This window comes from Myxococcus sp. CA056, from assembly GCF_013336715.1.
Lineage (GTDB): Bacteria > Myxococcota > Myxococcia > Myxococcales > Myxococcaceae > Myxococcus > Myxococcus llanfairpwllgwyngyllgogerychwyrndrobwllllantysiliogogogochensis.
In genome coordinates this window covers 1-22,100 of record NZ_JABUMT010000018.1, presented here as the reverse complement: position 1 = coordinate 22,100, position 22,100 = coordinate 1, and the positions used below count along the sequence as shown (strand labels likewise).

8 protein-coding genes are annotated in these 22,100 nt (G+C 68.8%); 2 read left to right on the top strand and 6 right to left on the bottom strand.

From position 1 onward, the window contains the following. Nucleotides 1-69: 69 nt before the first annotated feature. A complete protein-coding gene (locus HUA76_RS45000; RefSeq protein ID WP_217440857.1) occupies nt 70-1,617 on the bottom strand; it encodes a hypothetical protein in 1,548 nt (515 codons plus the stop codon). 546 nt (nt 1,618-2,163) lie between these two features. On the opposite strand from HUA76_RS45000, the gene HUA76_RS39570 reads away from it, so the two are divergent. Continuing rightward, entirely contained in the window at nt 2,164-2,982 is an 819-nt protein-coding gene (locus HUA76_RS39570; protein WP_174463808.1) for a helix-turn-helix domain-containing protein, read from the top strand. Between the two features lie 170 nt (nt 2,983-3,152). Here the strand turns inward: HUA76_RS39570 and HUA76_RS39565 are convergent, their stop codons facing one another. Next, a complete protein-coding gene (locus HUA76_RS39565) occupies nt 3,153-4,061 on the bottom strand; it encodes an alpha/beta fold hydrolase (protein ID WP_217440837.1) in 909 nt (302 codons plus the stop codon). 106 nt (nt 4,062-4,167) lie between these two features. Beyond that, on the bottom strand, nt 4,168-4,521 hold the full coding sequence (locus tag HUA76_RS39560; RefSeq protein ID WP_305794258.1) for a DoxX family protein: 354 nt from the start codon (nt 4,519-4,521) through the stop codon (nt 4,168-4,170). A 404-nt stretch (nt 4,522-4,925) separates the two neighbouring features. On the opposite strand from HUA76_RS39560, the gene HUA76_RS39555 reads away from it, so the two are divergent. Further along, nucleotides 4,926-6,020 (top strand): helix-turn-helix transcriptional regulator, encoded by a 1,095-nt coding sequence (locus HUA76_RS39555; protein ID WP_174463806.1) that lies wholly within the window; start codon nt 4,926-4,928, stop codon nt 6,018-6,020. A gap of 61 nt (nt 6,021-6,081) precedes the next feature. Here the strand turns inward: HUA76_RS39555 and HUA76_RS39550 are convergent, their stop codons facing one another. From HUA76_RS39550 to HUA76_RS39540, 3 genes are all read right to left on the bottom strand, one after another. Further along, nucleotides 6,082-6,816, bottom strand: a complete 735-nt coding sequence (locus tag HUA76_RS39550) for an iron-containing redox enzyme family protein (protein WP_174463805.1) — start codon at nt 6,814-6,816, stop codon at nt 6,082-6,084. 55 nt (nt 6,817-6,871) lie between these two features. Further along, the gene (locus HUA76_RS39545; protein ID WP_174463804.1) at nt 6,872-7,684 is read right to left on the bottom strand and encodes a GNAT family N-acetyltransferase; all 813 of its coding nucleotides are present in this window, start codon (nt 7,682-7,684) and stop codon (nt 6,872-6,874) included. A 303-nt stretch (nt 7,685-7,987) separates the two neighbouring features. Then, nucleotides 7,988-22,100 (bottom strand): non-ribosomal peptide synthetase (locus HUA76_RS39540; RefSeq protein ID WP_174463803.1); only part of this gene is annotated, 14,113 nt, incomplete at its 5' end.

Sequence of the window (22,100 nt, the reverse complement as noted above, 5' to 3'; positions counted from 1 at the left end):
CGCAAGGTTGCTCCGAGGGCCCCTCTACCGAGCAGATCCCCCGCTCGGGTCACCCACTTCGATTCAAGCTCACAGCATGCTGGCGATGTCCTTCACCGGCTGCGGAGCGGCCTCCGTGTTGGCCAGCGCGCCCGCCGCGCCACCAAGCAGGAGCGAGGCCGGGTTCACCCGGCCCGTCGTGACGGCCCCGAGGACACCCTCCGCGGCGCCCTTCAGCGTGTTGACGTAGCCCTTGGCCGCGCCCTCGAAGACGCCCTTCGCGCCACCCTCCGAGTTGCCGATGCCCGTCAGCACGTTGCTCACCGCCGGCAGGAACCACAGGTGCTTGCCCGCCTCACCCGCGGCCCACTGGAAGTTGTCCTTGTTGCTCCCGTCCGCCTTGACGTGCGTGTCCTTCGTCGTCGGCAGCTTCTGCTCGCCCAGGAACGAGTAACCCTGCTCGGCGAAGTCCTTCACCATTCCGGCCTCGGTGCCGTGCCGCGCATCACCGCTCTTCGTGATGCCCTCGATGTTGCCGTCACCCTTGCCGTTCTTCACCTTGCTGTCCCGGTCCCCACCGGTCGACGCCTTCGCGCTGTCGATGAACTCCAGCACCTTGGCCAGGCGGAACACCGCGTCCGGGTTCTGCTTCGCGTCCTTCAGGTCCAGCTTGGGGTCGATGCCCGTCTGCTTGCAGAGCTGGTCGAACTTGATGTCCTTCTGACGGCCCAGGTTCTTCAGCGCGGGCGAGTCGTCGACGATCTGCGCCGCCGAGCGCTTGTCCCCGGCCGGGCGCTTGTCATTGGCGCTCGGGATGCCCGAGGACTCCGGCTCGGCCTGCGGCGCGGCGCGCGGCGTGGCCTCACGGGCCGGCGCGAAGTCCCTCAACTGCGGGGGCAGCCCGCGCGGCGCGGGGTTGACGGGCTCCTGGAGCGAGGGCGGAGGAGCGAAGTCCTGGAGCGAGGGCGGGGGAGCGAAGTCCTGGAGCGAGGGCGGAGGAGCGAAGTCCTGGAGTTGCGAGGGCAGCCCACGGGGAGCGAAGTCGACGAGGCCCGGCAGCGAGGGCACCTGCATGCCCTCCAGCATGTTCGGCGTCATCATCGGCGGCGCGGTGGGGAGCCCGAGACCCTGCGGGAGCCCGTCCATCGAGGGTAGGCCCCTCGGCATGGGCGCGTTCATGGGCGAGAGGGTGTCCATCGCAGGCATCCCGCCCATCCGCATGGGTGCGTTCATGGGCGAGAGCTGCTCCATCGACGGCAGTCCTCCGGCCATCATGGGCGAGAGCGCCTGCATCGCGGGCTGTCCTCCGGCCATCATGGGCGAGAACGCCTGCATCGCGGGCAGGGCGGCGCCTGACACATTCGAGAGCGTCTCCATCGCGGGCAGGGCGGCGCCCGACACATTCGAGAGCGCATCCAGCGCGCGCGTGCCCCGACCGCCGGGCGCGGGGTTCCTGCCCTCGAACCCATCCGTCGGCCGCTGCGCCTGCGAGGGCGCACCCGAGGGGTTGCGAACCTTCGCGTCCTGCTGCGCGGGGACAGCGGAGGGCGTCTTCTTCGGAGGGGTGACCGAGGCGGAGTCCGGCGTGTTCTGACGCAGCTTGGAGGGGGAGAGAGACGAGGGCTTGGTCTTGATCATGGGCGTCACCTGTTTCAGGACAGCGATGGGGGACCGTCGCGGCGAGGAGTTCGTCGTCTCGCCCGTGCATTCCCTCATTGCAGCGCGAATGCCAGCCATCCTGTCTCCGCAACCCCGCGACTTCACTGGAGCGGAGCGTTCCACTTGGGCCCCCAGCCGATGACTGCAGTCATCAGGGGACTGGCTCCAGTCATCAGCGCGCACCCGCGACGCCGGACCCCGGAAACACGAAGGGCCGTGTTCCCCTTGAGGAACACGGTGACGGGCGCGGGCGCGCTGGTACACCTGATGGCGTCGAGCAAGCAGTGCGGCTTCGTGACCGAAGTGTCTGTCATCGGGCGTACCGCATGCTCATGATCGTCATGGAGGACTGCGCTTTCTCAGACAAGGAAAGCAAAGCAGCTTCGTCACGAATTGTTCGCTGGAGACACGCTGCCGAGCGAGAACCGCGAGGGTGAGGCGACTTCAGTGTCTGAGCTGGCGACGCAGAGCGGGTCTTGGCATTTTCGTTGAACCGTGGCGCCCTTGGTGCCATGAGCATGTGTCATGCCGAGGCTGTTCCCTCCCAGCGAACAAATGATGCCGTTCGTGCCTTCTGTCAGGCTGTTCGCGCCTGGCGAGCAACTTGCGCCCTTCGTGCGTTCGATCATGGTGCTCGAGGGAGGCCAGGAAGGGACGCGCACGTTGCTTCCCGACCCCGGCATCACTCTCGGCATCGCCTTCAGGGGCTCCGCGAGCCAGATTCAGGGGAGCTCCGAGCGCAAGCTCCCAAGCAGCGCCATCTCAGGCATGGGCTCCATCGTGCGCCGGATACGGGCCTCGGCGAACGGGGGGAACGTCCTCGTGACGTTCAAAGAGGCAGGGGCCGCGCAGTTCTTCGCGGAGCCCTTGCACGAGTTCCTTGATACGATTCAGGCACTCGACGATCTGGTGCCACGCACAGATGTGGATCGCCTCTCGTCCCGGATAGCGGATTCGGAGAATGCCACGGAGCGGTCGGAGCTTGTGGAGCAGTTCTTGTGCGCACGGTTGAGGCCTCGGGAGCCCGATCAGATTGTCGCAGCGGCAGTGCGCGCCATCCGCGCGGCTCACGGCTCGCTTCGGATTGGCGCGCTCGCCAAGTCACTCCACATCAGCCAGGACGCGTTCGAGAAGCGCTTCCGCCGCACCGTCGGCACGTCACCCAAGCACCTTGCGTCCATCATCCGGTTGCGCCAGGTCGTCGACTCCTACCGACCGGGCATGAGCCTGTCGCGGCTATCCCTCGACGCTGGCTATTGCGATCAATCTCACTTCCACCGTGAATTTCGGGCCGCTGTAGGATGCGCGCCAAACCGCTTCTTCAAGTCGGAAGAGTATTACTGACGCGTTGGGGCGGCGTCGGGCCCGGCTCCACATCCTTGAGCCAGGCCACGATTTCTCCGTGCCTGGTCAGTCCTTGCTTGGCGACAAGCCTGGCGAAGTCCTCCAGTCAGTGCCCGTCTTCTCCTTGATGGAGTCGAGACACGCTTTGAATGACATGCATTCTCCGGAGGTTAGGGCTTTGCGGCCGGCATCGGCTCGTCGAGGAACGCCGGGACGATGGGCTCCAGGAGATCCGTTCGAGTCAGGATGCTCCAGTGGCTCACACCCGGCAGCACGGCCAGGCGGGAGCTCGGCGGGTTGCCCATCGCGCCGTCTGCCTTACCGCCGCCCAGCACTCCAAGCATCTCGACGAGGTGGGCTGGAGGCATGTTGTCGGTGTCCCCGGCCACGATCAGCGTCGGCGCCTTGAGGGTTCGAAGGGTGTCCGTCCAGTCATACTCTTCCCCAGCCAGCAGCTGCCTCAGCTTGGACACCAGCACGGGCCAATCTCCCGGCCTGGGCGCAACCCTGACATAGGCCTCGTGCGGGGGAGAGCCTGCCAGCGCGTCGGCGTCCATGGAGGCCATCCCAGCCCGGACCTCGGGGTACCAGCCGTTGCTCTTGAAGGGCGCCGAGACGACTACCAGCTTGCGCACCACGCTCGGATGCCGGATGCCCAGCTGAATCGCGACGCCGCCTCCAAGGGAGAAGCCGCAGACGTCCGCGCTCTCGAACCCAAGGTGCTTGATGAGCGCAGCGATGTCGTCCGCCATCAGCTCGTACTTCATCGGGCGATCGATGTCCGCCGTGCGGCCATGGGCCTGGAGCTCCACCGCGATGACCTGCCGGCTCCGGGCGAGCGTCGACAGAAAGGGCTCCGTCGTATCGATGGTAGACAATCCACCGTGGAGCAGCACCACCGGTCTACCGGTGCCATGACGCTCGTAGTACAGATTGATGCCGTTCACCGACGCGTAGGCGCCCGGGGTGCGATTCTCCGGGGCCTTGGGGGGCGGGTTTTCAGAGTCGCATCCCGTCACCCAGAGGGTCGAGCAGAGGATGGCCATCACAGCGAGCGTGAACCTGTTCATTGTCTTCATGGGGTTCTCTTGAAGTCCCTGCGGAGTTGAATGTCTCAGTTGAAAACCAGCGATTGCTTGCGAGTTCTTCGGAGTGGCCTTGGCTGCGCCATTCGCCGCCCCCGAGTCACTGCGCCTCACGAAAGGGGAGGACGGAGCGCAATCGCTCATTGCGCAGCCAGAGCCCGACCCACAGGAACGCCGCGAAGTAGACGGGGGAGAGCACATGCGTGAAGAGCGGGCTCTCGACTCGAACGTGGGTCGCGATGGCGCCGCCCAGGTAGCCTGTCCACAGCACCGCGCCGAGCACCGAGGTGCGCGGGACGAGGTACACCGCGAGGAACACGAGCTGGAGCACTCCCAGTCCTACGACGACGCTCGCGGGGTAGCCGAGCTGGAGGGTGCCCTCCACGAACTGCGGCGCGGAGAGCACCTTGCCTACGGCGTCGAAGATCAGGAAGAGGACGGCGAGGCCGCTCAAGATGCGCCCCGTCCACAGGGCTTTCTTTGAAGCACCGGCAGAGTGGGGGGGTGAAACGGAAGAGGACGAAGCGGCGTGGACTGCGGTCAAGGGGGCTCCGTGAGGGGGTAATCGGTCTCGATGCATGGACTTGCCAGCCCCACCGAAATCATCGGCTGGCCGCAAAGAAGTATTCGTTGGCCCGCCATGGGTCTTGAACGAATTCATTGACCTGCTCTCTTCAATGCTCAATCACTCGCCTCCAACTCGAAGGGGCTCCGAACTGGAATGGCGTTGTGCGTGGAAGGAGCGCTGCCAGGGTTCCGTCAATTGCCCCGAAGGGCGAGGGACAGATTTTCAGTCCGGCTCTAAGGACGGGGGACAGCCCCGCATACCTCACGGGGTTGCCTGCCAAGGAGCGGCGGATGTTCAACCCACGGGACTTCAACTCTCGCGAGCTCAGGGTCCGGGACACCGTCACCGTGGCCCTGGGCGGTTCGCGGTCCCTTCCGGAGGTTCTTGAAGCGACTCGAGCGCCGCTTCTCGAGTTCGTCCAGGCCGACTCCATGGCCCTATGCCTCATGCGCGTCGCGCCTTCGCTCGACTTCCGATGGCACGTCCCCGGCCACCCCATCCCGATACTCAAGGAGTACGCCGGACTGGTCGACCATGACTTCCTCCGGGCCCCCATCCTCGCCCAGCCCGAAGTGCCCACCTGCGACACGCAGCTGCTCTCCCGCGGGGAGTACGAACGAACCCTCGTCTACCAACGCAGCGTGGAGCTCGCGCTGCCGCTGGAACACATCATGGCCGTCCTCGTGCCCATCCGCCCCGGCGTCGTCGGCGCCTTCGCGTTCTACCGGCACACGCGGTCCGCCTTCTCCTCCCAGAGCATCACCGCGCTCTCCAGCCTCACCAGGCACCTGGCCAACTCCGTGGGCAACTGCCAGGACTACCAGGACCTGACCGCCCGCACCCAACTGCTCCAGGAGCTCTTCCAACGCAAGGACTCCGCCTTCCTCATCCTGGAGCCTCCCACGCGTGAGGTGTTCCGCTCCCCGCACGCCACGGCCCTGCTGGAGCGCTGGTTCACCCCTTCGGACGTACACGCCTCCGGCCTCCCTCGCGTCCTCAAGGAGCGGCTGGACGCCCTGGTTCGGATGGACTTGGACTCGCGGCTCGGAAAGACTTTATGGGTCATCAATCATCCCGAGGGCTACCGCACGTGCCGGTTCGTCGAGCTGCCCGCCAGTGACGGCCCCCGCCAATGGGCCCTCCTGCTGACCGAGTTTCCCCACTCCATCCCGCTCCCCTTGCACATGCAGCGCGAGCTCACGCCCCGCGAGCTCGATATCGCGAGGGGTGTGCTTCGAAACTGGTCCAACGGACAGATCGCCGATGAGCTCAAGATCTCGGGCCAGACGGTGAAGACCCACGTGCGAAACCTCTTCGGCAAACTGGGCGTCGATGGTCGCGCCGATTTCCTCTACCAGGCAGCCCTCCTCAACAGGCCCGTGTGAGGCGTCCTCCCGAAGGCCAGGGTTCGAACGGGAGGTTCCCCCAGCCTGCGTGCGGTTGTCTCTACCCCGCGAGGGGTAGGGTGGAGGCTCCGACCTCCCGGAAGATGCACGGGTAGACGCTCCGGGCGACGCGGGCCGAGAAGAGGATCGCCTCCTGGTCCTCGGGCTCCGTCAATCGCTCGAGAAGCCGCGCCATCTCCGCCACGTGGTCGCCATCCAGTGCCCCGTGGCTGCGCAGGAACGTCACGGACTTGTGGATGTTGGGAATGGCGGAAACCTCCTTCAGTCGCCTGGCCCACACGCCCGCCCGCGTCTGCGACAGGTACTCCAGCACGTACGCGGTCCCCAACACCGCCGTCGGCACGCCCGCGCGGGACGTGAAGAAGTTCCACCCCGTATAGGCCTCCACCGCCGGGCTCCGCGCCGCCGTCTCCACGGACTCCTCCGAGCACCCCAGGTTCTTCAGGTCCGACAGCAACCACCGGTCGTGCCCCCGTTCCTCCTCTCCCTTCTGGATCAGCAACTGCGCCAGCTCCGGGTGCCGGCCCAGCCGCTTCAGCCGCTCGCCCGCCTCGCCGAGGATCGGCGTGCTCCATCGGGCGTAGTGGTAGGTCTGGACGAGGTAGTGGATGTAGCCCGCGGCATCAAGGGAGCCCTCGAAGAGGCGGTGGCCGTCGGGCCGCGCATCCACCGCCGCCACCAGCCCTCGCGCCTCCGCGTCCAGCTCCACCAACCAAGTCGTTCCCGCGTGATTCTTCGCCTGTGTTCGCACGTACGTCTCCTGTCCGGTGCCCATGGGGCTCCCGGTCGCCGCGTGTTGAAGGTGAAAGGAAGGGAGCAACCGCTCCGGTCTAGGCGGTGGGACTCACGTCGTTCTCCATCGCGTGGAATCGCGCCATGGAGTCCGCCGGGATTTCATCGAGCGCCATGACGAGCGGCAGCGTGAACCACTGGAAATACGTGTCGTAGAGCGGCTCCGCGATGAAGCGCGCCCCCATCGTCCTGGCGAAGAGCGAGGGCGCCCTGGGCAGCCGCAGTCCGTCCAACAGCCCCTGCGCCGCCTGTGCCCGTTCTTCGGGCGTGTAGAAGGGACTGCGGGGCCGCACCGGGGCCCTACACGGGTCGGTCACGGCCACGCGCCAGTGAGGACTCAGCCATCCCCGGTGGGCCGCCACCTGCCAGGAGAGGAGCGCGTCCTCGGGCGAGTCCGTCTCCAGGTTCGCGGACGCAATCCAGTGCGTCACTCCGCGCCGCCGGCTCTCCGCGTACATGCCCGCCTGCAGCCACGTGACGGCCTCCGAGCGCCGCCACTTCGGCAACACGCAGAAGCGCGAGGGCTCCGCGAACAGCCTTCCCGGCTGGAGCAGGCCCGAGAGGTCCACTCGCTGCTCCATCTCGAGCCCCACCTTCGCACCCAGGTTCGCCGCCACCTCCGCGTTGGGCAACGCGACTCGCATGGTCGCCACCGGCTCGTCGCCGGCATGGACGAGCACATGCACCGTGGTGTCGAGCGTGTCGACGCACGTCACCTCCCGCCGAGACAGCGCGGACTGCTCCGGCAGCAATCCCAGTTCTCCGCCGAAGACAGCCCAGCGGATGCGAGCCACGTCATCGAGCTCCCGCTGGGTCGCGGCAACACGCCAGCGCCATTGCCTGCACGTCATGGGTACTCTCCTGGTAGCGAAGCGGGCCGGTGTCTCACCGCCCTCGCACGTCCTTTCGTCGCGGGTGACTCGAGTTCGACCGCGGCCCCGAGACAGGCCTCGCGAGCCGCTGCGCACGTGCTCCGCTCCAGCGGCTAACAGTTCGCCCCATCACAACGGCGTCCAGGTCTCTCCAAGCCGTTGACGGGTTCAGAGCCCACAACGAATGGAGAACATGCACATGACGCAGTGGAAGCGAGTCCTCACGTGGCTGCCGCGTCGGACCTCCATGTCCGAGTCGCGGCAGCCACCTCACGTTCCTGCTCAGCGCGAGGACTTCAGCGCATCCCGCAGTCGCTCGGCCAGGGTTTGCACGCCGGGTTCACGCAGCAGTCCGTAGTGGTCTCCCTTCACCGGGTGACGCTCCAGTCCTTCACCGATGAGCGCGGACCAGCCGCCATCCGTGGGCAGCTCCACGTCGTGCTCGGTGGCCTTGAACAGCACCGCGCGCGTGGACAGCGGCTTCGCCACGTAGCGACGCGCGGCACCCAGGTTCGCCTCGAACACCCGGAGCAGGGACTTCAGTTGTTCGGGGTCCGTTCCGGGAGGAAGGACTCCCGCTTGGGTGCCCGCCGCGAGCAGGTGCTCCAGGACCGCGTCCGGCTCCAGCGCCGCGAGCGCGCCGAAGTCGAGAGCGAGGTTCGTCAGCGACGCCCCGAGCAAATCTCTCGCGAACATGCCGACCACCTGCAACCGATCCAACTCCGACGGCTCCTGGGCCCGCGTCACATCCGGGGCGTAGCTGTCGATGAGCGCGAGCAGCTCCACCTGCTCCCCCTGCGCGCGGAGCTGCTGGGTCATCTCGTAGGCGATGACACCGCCGAGCGACCAGCCTCCCAACAGGTAGGGCCCCGAGGGTTGGACCTCACGCATCGCCGTCACGTAGGCCTGGGCCATCTCCTCGACGGTGCCTCGCGGTGCGGCTTCCCCGTTCACGCCCCGGGCCTGGAGGCCGATGAAGGGACGCTCCGCTCCGAGTCGACGGGCCAGTTCGGCGTAGGCGAGGACGTTGCCTCCCACGGGGTGCACGCAGAAGAACGGCGTCTTCCCGCCAGTGCGCGGGGCTCCGAAGGGCACCACGGTGGACGGGGTGAGAGGGGCGTTGTCGTTGAGCAGGACCGCGAGCTGCTCCACCGTGGGCGCCTGGAAGAGCGCGGCCAGCGGAACCGGGCGGCCCACCGCCTCGCTCACCGCCGCCATGAGGCGCACGGCCATCAGCGAGTGCCCCCCCAGCTCGAAGAAGTTGGCGCGGACTCCGACGGCGCGGACTCCGAGCACCTCTTCCCAGATGCGCACCAGCCGCAGCTCCAGAGGTGTCCTCGGCGGCAGCGCGGACTCCGTTCCGGACGCATCGACGGACGGTTCCGGCAGGGCCCGCGTGTCCACCTTGCCGTTGAGCGTCAGCGGCAGGGCGGGCAGGGCGACGAAGGCGGACGGCACCATGTACTCGGGCAGGCGCTGCTGGAGCCACGTTCTCAGCGTGGCCACATCCGGCGCGGGCGGCGTCGAGGCCACGACGTAGGCCACGAGCCTCTTGTCTCCCGCGCCATCGTCTCGCGTCACCACGACCGCGTCTCGCAGGGACTCGTGCTCGCGCAAGACCGCGGCGATTTCGCCCGGTTCGACCCGGAAGCCGCGCACCTTCACCTGGAAGTCCATGCGTCCGATGAACTCCATGCGGCCATCCGCGAGCCACCGGACCCGGTCTCCCGTGCGGTACATGCGTGCCTCGCTCGCCGTGCTGAACGGGTCCGCGAGGAAGCGCTCCGTCGTCAGCTCGGGACGCCCGAAGTAGCCTCGGGCCACCTGGGGGCCACCCACGTACAGCTCGCCGGGCATCCCCACGGGGACGGGCCGCAGGCCCGCGTCCAGCACGTACAGACGTGTCTGTCCCAAGGCCCGACCGAGCGGGACCTGAGCGGGGGCCTTGTCACCGGGCGGCAGCTCCACCCGCCCCGCGAGGACACCCACCGTCGTCTCCGTCGGCCCGTAGTGATTGAAGACCTCGCACTCGGGCGCGAGCGCGTGGACCTTCTCCAGCAGGGCCCACGACGACGACTCGCCGCCCAGCACCAGTCGCTTGCGCGGAAGGACACGTCGCGGCTCCGGCACCGTCAGCAACGCGGCCAGATGCGACGGGACGATCTTCACGCAGTCCACCGCGTGGCGCTGGAAGTACTCGGCCACTCCTTCCGGGCTTCGTGCCCGCTCCTGCGTCAACACGTGCAGCAGCCCACCCGTGACGAGCGCGGGGAACAGCACTGTGTTGCCCAGGTCCGCGGCGAAGGTGGAGACCATCGCGAAGCTCGAGCACTCGGTCAGCCGCAGCCGGTCGATGGCCGCGTGCACGTAGCTCATGAGCTGGCCGTGCGGCACCGCGACGCCCTTGGGCCGACCCGTGCTGCCCGACGTGAAGAGCACGTAGGCCAGGTGCTCCAGGCCGACTTCGACTCCCGTCGCGTGGACAGGCTGGTTCGCGAGCAGCGCCGCGTCCTCATCCATCCGCACGCACCGGACGTCGAGTCCGTCGAAGGCACCCGCGAGGCGCGCCTCCGTCACGACGATGGGTGCGGACACTTCTTCCACGAGGCCGCGCAGGCGCGCCGCGGGCTGTGACGGCTCCAGCGGGACGTAGGCCGCTCCCGCCTTGTGGACCGCGAGCAGCGCGGCGACCACCTCCACGCCACGCTCCAGGCACAGGGCCACGGGCACATCCGGCCCGGCACCCAACGCGCGCAGATGATGCGCGAGCTGATTGGCGCGTTGGTCGAGCTGGCGGTAACTCCACGCCTGGTCCTCGCAGCGAAGCGCGGGGGCTTCGGGAGTCCGTGCGGCCTGCTGCTCGAAGAGGCGATGGAAGGGATGCCCCGGCTGCACACTCGCTTCGACCGAGGGGGCGTCCAGGAGCAGTCGCTTCCGCTCGTCATCCGTGAGCAGCGAGAGCGTGGCCAGCGGAGCATCCGGCGTGGCGAGCGCGCGCTCCAGCAGGTGCTGGAAGTGGTGCATGAGGCGCTCGGCGGTGGCCGGCTCGAACAGGTCGGTGCTGAAGACGAGACCGCCCTGGTAGCCGTCGGTCGCTCGGACCATGTGGAGATTGAGCTCGAACTTGGTCGAGCTGTGCTCCACGTCCACGCTCTTGAGCGTCAGGTCCGACAGCGCGACTTCGGGAGTCGGTGCGTTCTGGAGCACGAACATGGCCTGGAACAGGGGCGTCCGGCCCAGGTCCCGCGCGGGCTGGAGTTCTTCCACCAGTCGCTCGAACGGGAGGTCCTGGTGCTCATAGGCGCCGAGTGTCGTGTCACGCACCTGGGCCAGCAGACCTCGGAAGGTCAGCTCCGGCGTGAAGCGCGCGCGCAGCGCCAGGGTGTTGATGAAGACACCCAGCATGCCCTCGGTCTGTGCATGTCGACGGCCCGCGATGGGCGAGCCGACCACCACGTCGTCCTGTCCCGAGTACCGCTGGAGCAGGGCCTGGAACGCGGCCAGGAGCAGCATGAAGGGCGTGACCTTCTCGCGGCGGGTCGCCGCGTCCACCGCGTCGCTCAGCGCGGGAGACAGTCGCAGGGACGCCAGTCCGCCATGGGACGAGAGCGCGGCCGGACGAGGCTTGTCCGTGGGCAGCTCCAGCGCAGGGGCGGCGCCATCGAGGTGACGCTTCCACCACCCGAGTTGCTCACTCAAGGCCTCACCCTTGAGCCAGCCTCGCTGCCACACCGCGTAGTCGGCGTACTGCACCGGCAGCTCCGGCAAGGGCGACGGCGCTCCTCGCTGGAAGGCCTCGTAGAGCTGGGTCAGCTCACGCACCAGCACGCCCATGGACCAACCGTCCGAGACGATGTGGTGCATGCACACGAGCAGGACGTGCTCCGTCGGCGTGACGTGCAGCACGGTGACTCGCAGCAGGGGACCCGCGGCCAGGTCGAACGGACGGAGCGCGTCCTCCGTGGAGAGGCGGAGCACTTCGGCCTCACGCTGCTCGGGAGGCAGCTTCGTCAGGTCCACCGCGTGGAACGGCGGAGTCGCCGTCGCATGGATGACCTGTCGCGGCTCACCGCCTTCCATCGTGAAGGTCGTGCGCAGTGACTCGTGACGCTGGACCAGCGCGTCGAAGGCACGCTGGAGCGACGTCAGGTTCACCGTGCCCAGGAGCTTGAGCGCCCAGGGGATGTTGTAGTGCGCCTGTCCGGGCTGGAGCTGGTCCAGGAACCACAATCGCTGCTGCGCGAAGGACAGCGGGAGCGCGCCTCCTCGCGGCACGGGCACCAGCGGCGGCAGCACCGCGAGCCCTCGTTCCATGGACAGCCCGCGCTGGAGATGCTCCGCGAGCCCCGCCAGCGTGGGGGACTCGAAGAGTGTACGGACGCCCAGCTCCAGGCCCAGCTCCGCGCGGATGCGCGCCACCAGTCGGGTGGCCATCAGCGAGTGGCCGCCCAGTTCGAAGAAGCTGTCGTGACGGCCCACGCGGGGGACCTGGAGCAGCTCCGTCCACAGCTCCGCCAGTCTCGACTCGAACGGGGTCGCGGGCGGCTCGTGCGCCCTCCCCATGTCGAAGCCAGACGCGTCCGGCACCGGCAGGGCCTTGCGGTCCACCTTGCCGTGCGTCGTCTGCGGGAGCGCGGACAGGTACATGACGTGCGCGGGCACCATGTACTCAGGCAGCCGTTGCCGCAGCCACGCTCTCGGCTCCTCACCGGTGAGGGCCTTGCCGTCGGCCGTGACGACGTAGGCCACCAGGCGCTTGTCGCCGGGCACATCCTCCCGGACGACGACGGCCACCTCGCGCACCTCGGGATGCGCGCGCAGGGCGGATTCGACTTCACCCAGCTCGATGCGGAAGCCACGCACCTTCACCTGGAGGTCGATGCGTCCCAGGAAGCGGAGCGCGCCGTCCTGCGTCCAGCACACGCGGTCTCCCGTGCGATAGAGGCGCTCTCCCGGCGTGGTGGCGAAGGGATGCGGAACGAAGCGCTCGGCGGTGAGCGCCGGACGTCCCTGATAGCCACGTGCCAGGCCCGGGCCTCCGATGAACAGCTCGCCGGGCACGCCCACCGGGACGGGCCGCAGCGAGGCGTCGAGGACGTAGACCTGGGTGTTCGGAATGGGCCGGCCAATGGGGACGGAGTCGCCCAGGGGCTCGCCCGGTGGCAGCGCCTGTTGCGTCGTCACCACGGTGACTTCCGTGGGGCCATACGCGTTGGTGAGCGCGAGCCCACGCGCCAATCGCTCGCGAGCCCTGGGGACGGGCAGCACGTCGCCACCCACCCACAGCCGGGGCAGTCGGGACAGGGCCTCCGGCTCATGCTGCTGCATGACGTCGAAGAGGGCGGTGGCCAGCAGCGCGGTGGTGACGTGGTGCTCGTCGATGACGCGGGCCAGCTCCGTCACCTCTGGAGTGCTCGGCGGGTACACGGCGAGCCGCGCCCCCGTGAGCAGCGCGCTCCAGATCTCCAGCGCCGTCGGGTCGAACGTCAGCGGAGCCACCTGGAGGATGACCTCGCCCGGTTCGCGAGACGCGAAGCCCATGCCGGAGACGAGGCGCAGCACGCCCCGGTGGGTGATGGCGACGCCCTTGGGCGTTCCCGTGGAGCCCGACGTGTACGTGACGTACGCGAGACTGTCCGAAGCCAGCGGCACGGAGAGTGGCTCCGCGGACTGGCTCTCGATGCGTCCCCCGTCGGTATCGAGCGCCACCACGGGCCAGGCACCCGAGGGCAGCACGCCCTGGACCGCGCCCACGGTGAGGACACCGGCGACGCTGGAGTCCTCGAGCATGAAGGCGATGCGCCGTGACGGATGCGCCGCGTCGAGCGGGACGTAGCAGCCACCAGCCTTGAGGATGCCGAGCAGCGCCACGTACAGCTCCAGGCCGCGCGGGATGCACACGGCGAGGCGCGGCTCCTGCCCCAAGCCCAGGGACAGCAAGTGTCGAGCAAGCTGATTCGAGCGGGCGTCGAGCTCCGCGTAGGTGAGGTGCCGGCCCTCGAACTGGAGGGCGATGGCCTCGGGCGTGCGCCGGACCTGCTCAGAGAACTGCTGGGGCAGGGTGGCCTCGGACGGGTAGTCCGCGCGCGTGTCATTCCATTCGACGAGGACGCGCCGGCGTTCGGCCTCCGTCATCAGCGACAGGGCGGAGAGCGGTGCATCGGCTTCGGCGACGGCCGCTTCCAGAAGGCGCAGCAGGTGCGCCCCCAGTCGCTCGATGGTGGAGCGCTCGAACAGGTCCGTCTTGAAGGCCAGGCCTCCGCTGTAGCCCTCCGGCGTTCGGGTCAGGGCCAGCTCCAGCTCGAAGCGACTCACGGAGTGTTCCACGTCCACGCTTCGCAGCGTCAGCTCCGGCAGTGCCACCTCCGCGTCTGGCGTGTTCTGGAGGGCGAAGAGGACCTGGAACAGCGGAGTACGGCTCAAGTCACGCGTCGGCTGAAGCTCCTCCACCAGCCGCTCGAAGGGGATGTCCTGGTGCTCGTAGGCCCCGAGCGTCATGTCCCGCACCTGGGCCAGCAGGCCCCGGAACGTGAGGTCCGGAGCGAAGCGGGCGCGCAGCACCAGGGTGTTGACGAAGAAGCCAATGAGGCCCTCCGTCCGGGCATGGTGGCGACCCGCGATGGGCGAGCCGATGAGGATGTCGTCCTGCCCCGAGTACCGGTGCAGCAAGGTCTGGAACCCAGCCAGCAACAGCATGAAGGGCGTGACGCGCTCACGTTGAGCGAGGGCCTCAAGCGCGTTGCTGAGCGCGGGTGACAGGCTCAGGGGGATGCTGGCGCCCTGGTGCGAGAGCACCGCCGGGCGAGGCTTGTCGGTGAGCAAGTCCAGCATGCCGGCTGCTCCCGAGAGCCGGCCCTTCCACCAGTCGAGCTGCGTCTGAAGCGTCTCACCCTGGAGCCAGTCGCGCTGCCAGAGGGAATAGTCCGCGTACTGAATCGGCAGCTCCGGCAGCGGTGACGGGAGGCCCTGGCGGAACGACTCGTAGAGCTGGACCAGCTCGCGCACCAGCACCGTCTGAGACCAGCCGTCGGAGATGGCGTGGTGCATGCACAAGAGCAGCACGTGCTCGTTCGGCTCCAGCACCAGCAACGTGGTGCGCATGAGGGGACCCGAGGCGAGGTCGAACGGAAGGCTCGCATCCTCCATCGCGAGCCGCGTCGTCTCTTCGGCCCGCTGCTCGGCGGACCGGCTCGTGAGGTCCACCATCCGGAGGTTTCCGGGCAGGGCGGGGTGGATGACCTGATGAGGCTCGCCTTCCACCGCGCGGAACGTGGTGCGCAGCGACGCGTGGCGGCGCACCAGTTCGTCGACGGCCTGCTGGAACGCGGTGGGTTCCAGGCGCCCGGACAGGCGCAGCGCCACCGGTATGTTGTAGACCGACGTGCCCGGCTGGAGCTGATCCAGGAACCACAGGCGCTGCTGCGCGAAGGACAGGGGCACGATGCCCTGGCCGCGAGGCTTTCCCAGCTCCGGCAGGGAGCTGCTCGACGTCGCGCTGGTGAGGCGCTCCGCGAGCCCCGCCAGCGTGGGGGACTCGAAGAAGGCTCGCAGTCCCAGCTCCACGCTGAACTCGTCGCGGATGCGCGCCACCAGTCGGGTCGCCATCAGCGAGTGGCCGCCCAGATCGAAGAAGCTGTCGTGACGGCCCACTGTGGGGACTCGCAGCAACTCGCGCCACAGCTCCGCCAGTCGCTCCTCCATGGGCGTCGCGGGCGGCTCGTGCGGACTCCCTGTGTCGAAGCCAGACGCGTCCGGAACCGGCAGGGCCTTGCGGTCCACCTTGCCGTGCGTCGTCTGCGGGAGCGCGGACAGGTACATGACGTGCGCGGGCACCATGTACTCGGGCAGCCGTTGCCGCAGCCACGCCTTGGGGTCCTCGCCGGAGGGAGCGTTGCCGTCGGTCGTGGCGACGTAGGCCACCAGGCGCTTGTCGCCGGGCACGTCCTCCCGAATGACGACGGCCACCTCGCGCACCTCGGGATGCGCGCGGAGGGAGGACTCGATTTCACCCAGCTCGATGCGGAAGCCGCGCAACTTCACCTGGAGGTCGATGCGTCCGAGGAAGCGGAGCACACCGTCCTGCGTCCAGCACACGCGGTCTCCCGTGCGATAGAGGCGCTCACCGGGCGTGGTGGAGAAGGGATGCGGCACGAAGCGCTCGGCGGTGAGCGCGGGACGTCCCTGGTAGCCACGTGCCAGGCCCGGGCCTCCGATGAACAGCTCGCCGGGCACGCCCACCGGGACGGGCCGCAGCGAGGCGTCGAGGACGTAGACCTGGGTGTTCGGAATGGGGCGGCCGATGGGGATGGAGTCGCCCAGGGGCATGCCCGGTGACAGCACCTGCAGCGTCGCCGCCACGGTCGCTTCCGTGGGGCCGTACGCGTTGATGAGCGCAAGCCCTCGCGCCAGCCGCTCGCGAGCCGTGGGGACGGGCAGTACGTCGCCTCCCACCAACAGCCGAGGCAGTCGGGACAGGGCCTCCGGCTCGTGCCGCTGCATGACGTCGAAGAGGGCCGTGGCGAGCACCGCGGAGGTGATGTGGTGCTGGTCGATGACGCGGGCCAGCTCCGCCACCTCCGGTGTCCCCGGCGGGTACACGGCGAGCCGCGCTCCCGTGAGCAGCGCGCTCCAGATCTCCAGCGCTGAGGGGTCGAACGTCAGCGGAGTCACCTGGAGGATGACCTCGCCGGGCTCGCGAGACGAGACACCCATGCCGGCGATGAGCCGCTGCACGCCCCGGTGGGTGATGGCCACGCCCTTGGGCACGCCGGTGGAGCCCGACGTGTACGTGACGTACGCGAGGTTGTCCGAGCAGAGCGGTACTGAGAGCGGAGCCTCGGATTGGGTCGCGATGCGCACCTCATCGGTGTCGAGCGCCACCACGGGCCAGGCACCCGAGGGCAGCACGCCCTGGACCGAGCTCACGGTGAGGACACCGGCGACGCTGGAGTCCTCGAGCATGAAGGCGATGCGCCGCGACGGATGGCTCGCATCGAGCGGGACGTAGCAGCCGCCGGCCTTGAGGATGCCGAGCAGCGCCACGTACAGCTCCAGGCCGCGCGGGATGCACACGGCGAGGCGCGGCTCCTGCCCCAAGCCCAGGGACAGCAAGTGTCGAGCAAGCTGATTCGAGCGGGCGTCGAGCTCCGCGTAGGTGAGGTGCCGGCCCTCGAACTGGAGGGCGATGGCCTCGGGCGTGCGCCGGACCTGCTCGGAGAACAGCAGGGGCAGGGTGGCCTCGGACGGGTAGTCCGCGCGGGTGTCATTCCACTCGACGAGGACGCGCTGGCGTTCGGCCTCCGTCATCAGCGACAGGGTGGAGAGCGGCGCGTCCGCTTCGGCGACGGCCGCTTCCAGCAGGCGCAGCAGGTGCGCCCCCAGTCGCTCGATGGTGGAGCGCTCGAACAGGTCCGTCTTGAAGGCCAGTCCTCCTCTGTAGCCCTCCGGCGTTCGGGTCAGGGCCAACTCCAGCTCGAAGCGACTGACGGTGTACTCCACGTCCACGCTTCGCAGCATCAACTCCGGCAGTGCCATCTCCGCGTCTGGCGTGTTCTGGAGGGCGAAGAGGGCCTGGAACAGCGGCGTGCGGCTCAAGTCACGCGTCGGCTGAAGCTCCTCCACCAGTCGCTCGAAGGGGATGTCCTGGTGCTCGTAGGCCCCGAGCGTCATGTCGCGGACCTGGGCCAGCAGGCTCCGGAACGTGAGGTCCGGCGTGAAGCGGGCGCGCAGCACCAGCGTGTTGACGAAGAAGCCGATGAGGCCCTCCGTCCGGGCGTGGTGGCGCCCCGCGATGGGCGAGCCGATGAGGATGTCGTCCTGCCCTGAGTACCGGTGCAGCAAGGTCTGGAAGCCGGCCAGCAACAGCATGAAGGGAGTGACGCGCTCACGTTGAGCGAGGGCCTCCAGTGCGTTGCTGAGCGCGGGTGACAGGCTCAGGGGGATGCTGGCGCCCTGGTGCGAGAGCACCGCCGGGCGAGGCTTGTCGGTGAGCAGGTCCAGCATGCCCGGGGCACCCGAGAGCCGGCCCTTCCACCAGTCGAGCTGCGTCTGGAGCGTCGCGCCCTGGAGCCAGTCGCGCTGCCAGAGGGCGTAGTCCGCGTACTGAATCGGCAGCTCCGGCAGCGGAGACGGCAGGCCCTGGCGGCACGATTCGTAGAGCTGGACCAGTTCGCGCACCAGCACGGCCTGGGACCAGCCGTCGGAGATGGTGTGGTGCATGCACAAGAGCAGCACGTGCTCGTTCGGCTCCAGCACCAGCAACGTGGTGCGCATGAGCGGCCCCGAGGCGAGGTCGAACGGAAGGCTCGCATCCTCCATCGCGAGCCGCGTTGTCTCTTCGGCCCGTTGTTCGGCGGACCGGCTTGTGAGGTCCACCACCCGGAGGTTTCCGGGCAGGGCGGGGTGGATGACTTGATGAGGCTCGCCTTCCACCGCGAGGAACGTGGTGCGCAGGGACTCATGGCGGCGCACCAGTTCGTCCACGGCTCGTTCGAACGCGGTGTGCTCCAGGCGCCCGGACAGGCGCAGCGCCACGGGCATGTTGTAGAGCGATGTGCCCGGCTGGAGCTGGTCCAGGAACCACAGACGCTGCTGCGCGAAGGACAGGGGCACGGGGCCTTGTCCACGACGCCGTCCCAGTTCCGGCAGGGAGTTGCTCGACGTCGCGCTGGTGAGGCGCTCCGCGAGCACCGCCAGCGTGGGGGCCTCGAAGAAGGCTCGCAGTCCCAGCTCCACGCTGAACTCGTCGCGGACGCGCGCCACCAACCGCGTGGCCATCAGCGAGTGGCCACCCAGCTCGAAGAAGTTGTCGCGACGGCCCACCGTGGGGACTCGCAGCAACTCGCGCCACAGCTCCGCCAGTCGCTCCTCCATGGGCGTCGCGGGCGGCTCGTGCGCGCGGGTGACGCGGTGGAGGTTCGCATCCGGCGCGGGCAGGGCCTTGCGGTCCACCTTGCCGTTGGGCGTGAGCGGCAACACGGCGAGCGGCACGAAGGCCGCCGGCATCATGTACGCGGGCAGCCGCCGCTGGAGCTGGTCATGCAAGGCCAGCACGTCCAGCTCCGGCACCGCGTCCTGCGTCGCCCCGGAGGGCACCACGTACGCCACCAGGCGCTTGTCACCGGGGACATCCTCACGCACCTGCGCCACCGCGTCCCGCACCTCGGGGACCGCGCGGAGCGCCGCTTCGATTTCACCCAGCTCGATGCGGACTCCGCGCAGCTTCACCTGCGTGTCGCCTCGACCGAGGTACTCCAGGCCCCCGTCCCGCTTCCAGCGGGCCTTGTCGCCCGTGCGGTAGAGCCGTTCGCCCTGGCCGAAGGGATTGGGGGTGAAGCGATCCGCCGTCAGGTCCGCGCGTCCAAGGTAGCCGCGCGCGACGCCCTCGCCACCGATGTACAGCTCGCCCACCACGCCCGTCGGTGTGGGCTCGAAGGCACTGTCGAGCACGTACGTCGTCACGTTCGTCAGCGGTCGACCGATGGGCACTTCCCGCGCGCCCTCGTCGTTGCTCACCGCCATCAGGTCCACCGCCGTGGCCACCGCCGTCACCTCGGTCAACCCGTAGGTGTTCCGCAGGGGAATGGCCGTGCCCGCGCCGCGCCGCCATGCGGCCAATCGCTCGGGGGCCGCGCGCTCACCGCCAATCACCACCCACTTGAGCTGCTTCGGCAAACGGGCGCGGCCCTCCTCCAGGCTCGCGGTGATTTCGTGCCAGAACGCCGTGGGCAGGTTGAGCTGCGTCACACCCGCCGCCTCGCACTTCGCGAGGAACACCGCCGGCGCGTCCAACATGTCCGGCGTGCGCAGCACCAGCGTCCCGCCTCGCGTGAGGCAGGGATAGATCTCCTCCGCGCTCGTGTCCCAACTGATGGACGCGAACTGAAGCATCCGGTCGCCCGGCTCCACGGGATAGGTCTTCCACGCCGCCCGCGTGAAGTTCACCAACGAGCGGTGTTGCACCACCACGCCCTTGGGGCGCCCCGTCGAGCCGGACGTGTACAGCACGTACGCCGCCGCCTCCGGAGGCACGTCCACCGTGAGCGCCGCCACGTCACCCTCGCGAGGCACGGTGTCCACGTCCAGCCAGTCGCGCCCGGCCAGGTCTCCCAGCTTCTCGCGCGCTGGTCCGCGCGACACCACGACGCGCGCGCCGCTGTCCTCCAACATGAAGGCCAGTCGCTCCGCCGGGTACTCCGGGTCCAACGGCACGTAGGCGCCACCGGCCTTGATCACACCGAGCAGCGACACCAGCAACTCCACCGAGCGCTCCATGCACACGGCGACGCGCGTCTCCAGGCCGACACCCAGCTCGCGCAGGCGCCGCGCCAGCCGCGTGGCCCGGGCCTCCAGCTCGCGATAGGTGACGGAGTCCTCGCCCGACACCACCGCCACCGCGTCGGGAGTCCTGGCCACCTGCGCCTCGATGAGCGCGTGGATGCGCGCATCGGCGGGCAGCTCCTCGCGCTCGCCCGTCCACTCCAGGAGCAACTGCTGGCGCTCCTCCGGTGACAGCAACGGCAGCTCCGACAGCGGCGTCTCCGGCTGCGCGACGATGGCTCGCAGCAACATCAGGAAGTGCAGGGAGAAGCGCTCCAGCGTCGCGGGCTCGTAGAGGTCGGTGCTGTAGCTGAAGGCACCGTTGAAGCCCTCGGGGGTTCGGGTCAGGTCCAGCCCCAGCTCGACCAGGGCGAGGCCCGTTTCGTCGAGGTCGGCCGGAGACACGGACAGCTCCGGCAGGACGATCTCCGGCAGCGGCGCGTTCTGGAGCGTGAACATGGCCTGGAACAACGGGGTGCGGCTCGCGTCGCGCCGCGGCTGGAGCTCCTCGACCATCTTCTCGAAGGGAACGCCCTGGTACTCGTACGCACCCAGCGTCCTGTCGCGCAGCTGCGCCAACAGTTCGCGGAAGCCCTGCTTCGGGCCGAAGCGCGCGCGCAGCACCAGTGTGTTCACGAAGAAGCCAATCAGCCCCTCCGTGTCCCCCAGGTTGCGGTTGGCGATGGGCGAGCCGACGAGGATGTCATCCTGCCCCGAGTACCGGTGGAGCAACGTCTGGAACGCGGCCAGCAGCACCATGAAGGGCGAGGCGCCTTCCTTGTGCGCCAGCGCCTCCACGGCCTGGGAGAGATTCAGCGGAAGGCGCACATCGACGAGGGCGCCCCGGTGACTGAACACCGCCGGACGTGGCTTGTCCGTGGGCATGTCCAGCGCGAAGGGCGCTCCTTCCAACTGCTGCTTCCACCAGCCGACCTGCTCCGTGAGCGTGTCGTCTCGCAACCATGAGCGCTGCCAGACGGCGTAGTCCGCGTACTGGATGGACAGCTCCGGAAGCGGCGACGGGAGCCCTCGACGGAAGGCCTCGTACAGCGCCGTCATCTCGCGCACGAACACGCCGAGCGACCAGCCGTCCGAAACGATGTGGTGCACGTGGAGGACCAGGATGTGCTCCTGGGGCCGGAGCTTCAGCAACAGCGTCCGCAGCAGCGGGCCGCGTGCCAGGTCGAACGGACGACGGGCCTCTTCGTTCACCAGCCGGTAGGCCTCCGCGGTGCGCAGGTCCTCCGGGTCCATGTCCGACAGGTCCACCTTCTGCACGGGCACGAAGGTCGCGGGGCTGATCTTCTGGACGGGCTGGCCCGCCTCGGAACTGAACGTGGTGCGCAGCGACTCGTGGCGCCGGACCAGCTCGTCGAAGGTTTGACGGAGGGCGCGCTCATCCAGCGTGCCTTCCAGGCGCAGGGGGAGCGGGCTGTTGTACAGCGTGGACCCCGGCTCGAGCTGGTCAATGAACCACAGGCGTTGTTGGGCGAACGACAGCGGCAGGTCGTCCGTGCGCGGGACGCGCGTGAGGGCCGGGGCCTTCACCTTCGTGGCCGAACCGAGCTTCGCCGCCAGCTCCGCCACCGTGGGGGCGCTGAACAGCCTGGCCAGCGGAAGCTCCACGCCCAGCGCGGCGCGGATGCGCGACACCACCTGCGTCGCCATGAGCGAGTGGCCGCCCAGCTCGAAGAAGTTGTCGTGGCGGCCCACGGTGTCGCGATGCAGGACTTCCGCCCAGATGGTCGCGAGCTGGGCCTCCAGCGGGCTTCGCGGTGCCGCATCCTCCGGTGTCGTCGTCACGGACGTCTCCGGAACCGGCAGGGCCTTGCGGTCCACCTTGCCGTGCGTCGTCTGAGGCAGGGCGGACAGGTACATGACGTGCGCGGGCACCATGTACTCGGGCAGCCGTTGCCGCAGCCACGCCTTGGGGTCCTCGCCGGTGGGCGGGTTGCCGTCGGTCGTGGCGACGTAGGCCACCAGGCGCTTGTCGCCGGGCACGTCCTCCCGAATGACGACGGCCACCTCGCGCACCTCGGGATGCGCGCGGAGGGAGGACTCGATTTCACCCAGCTCG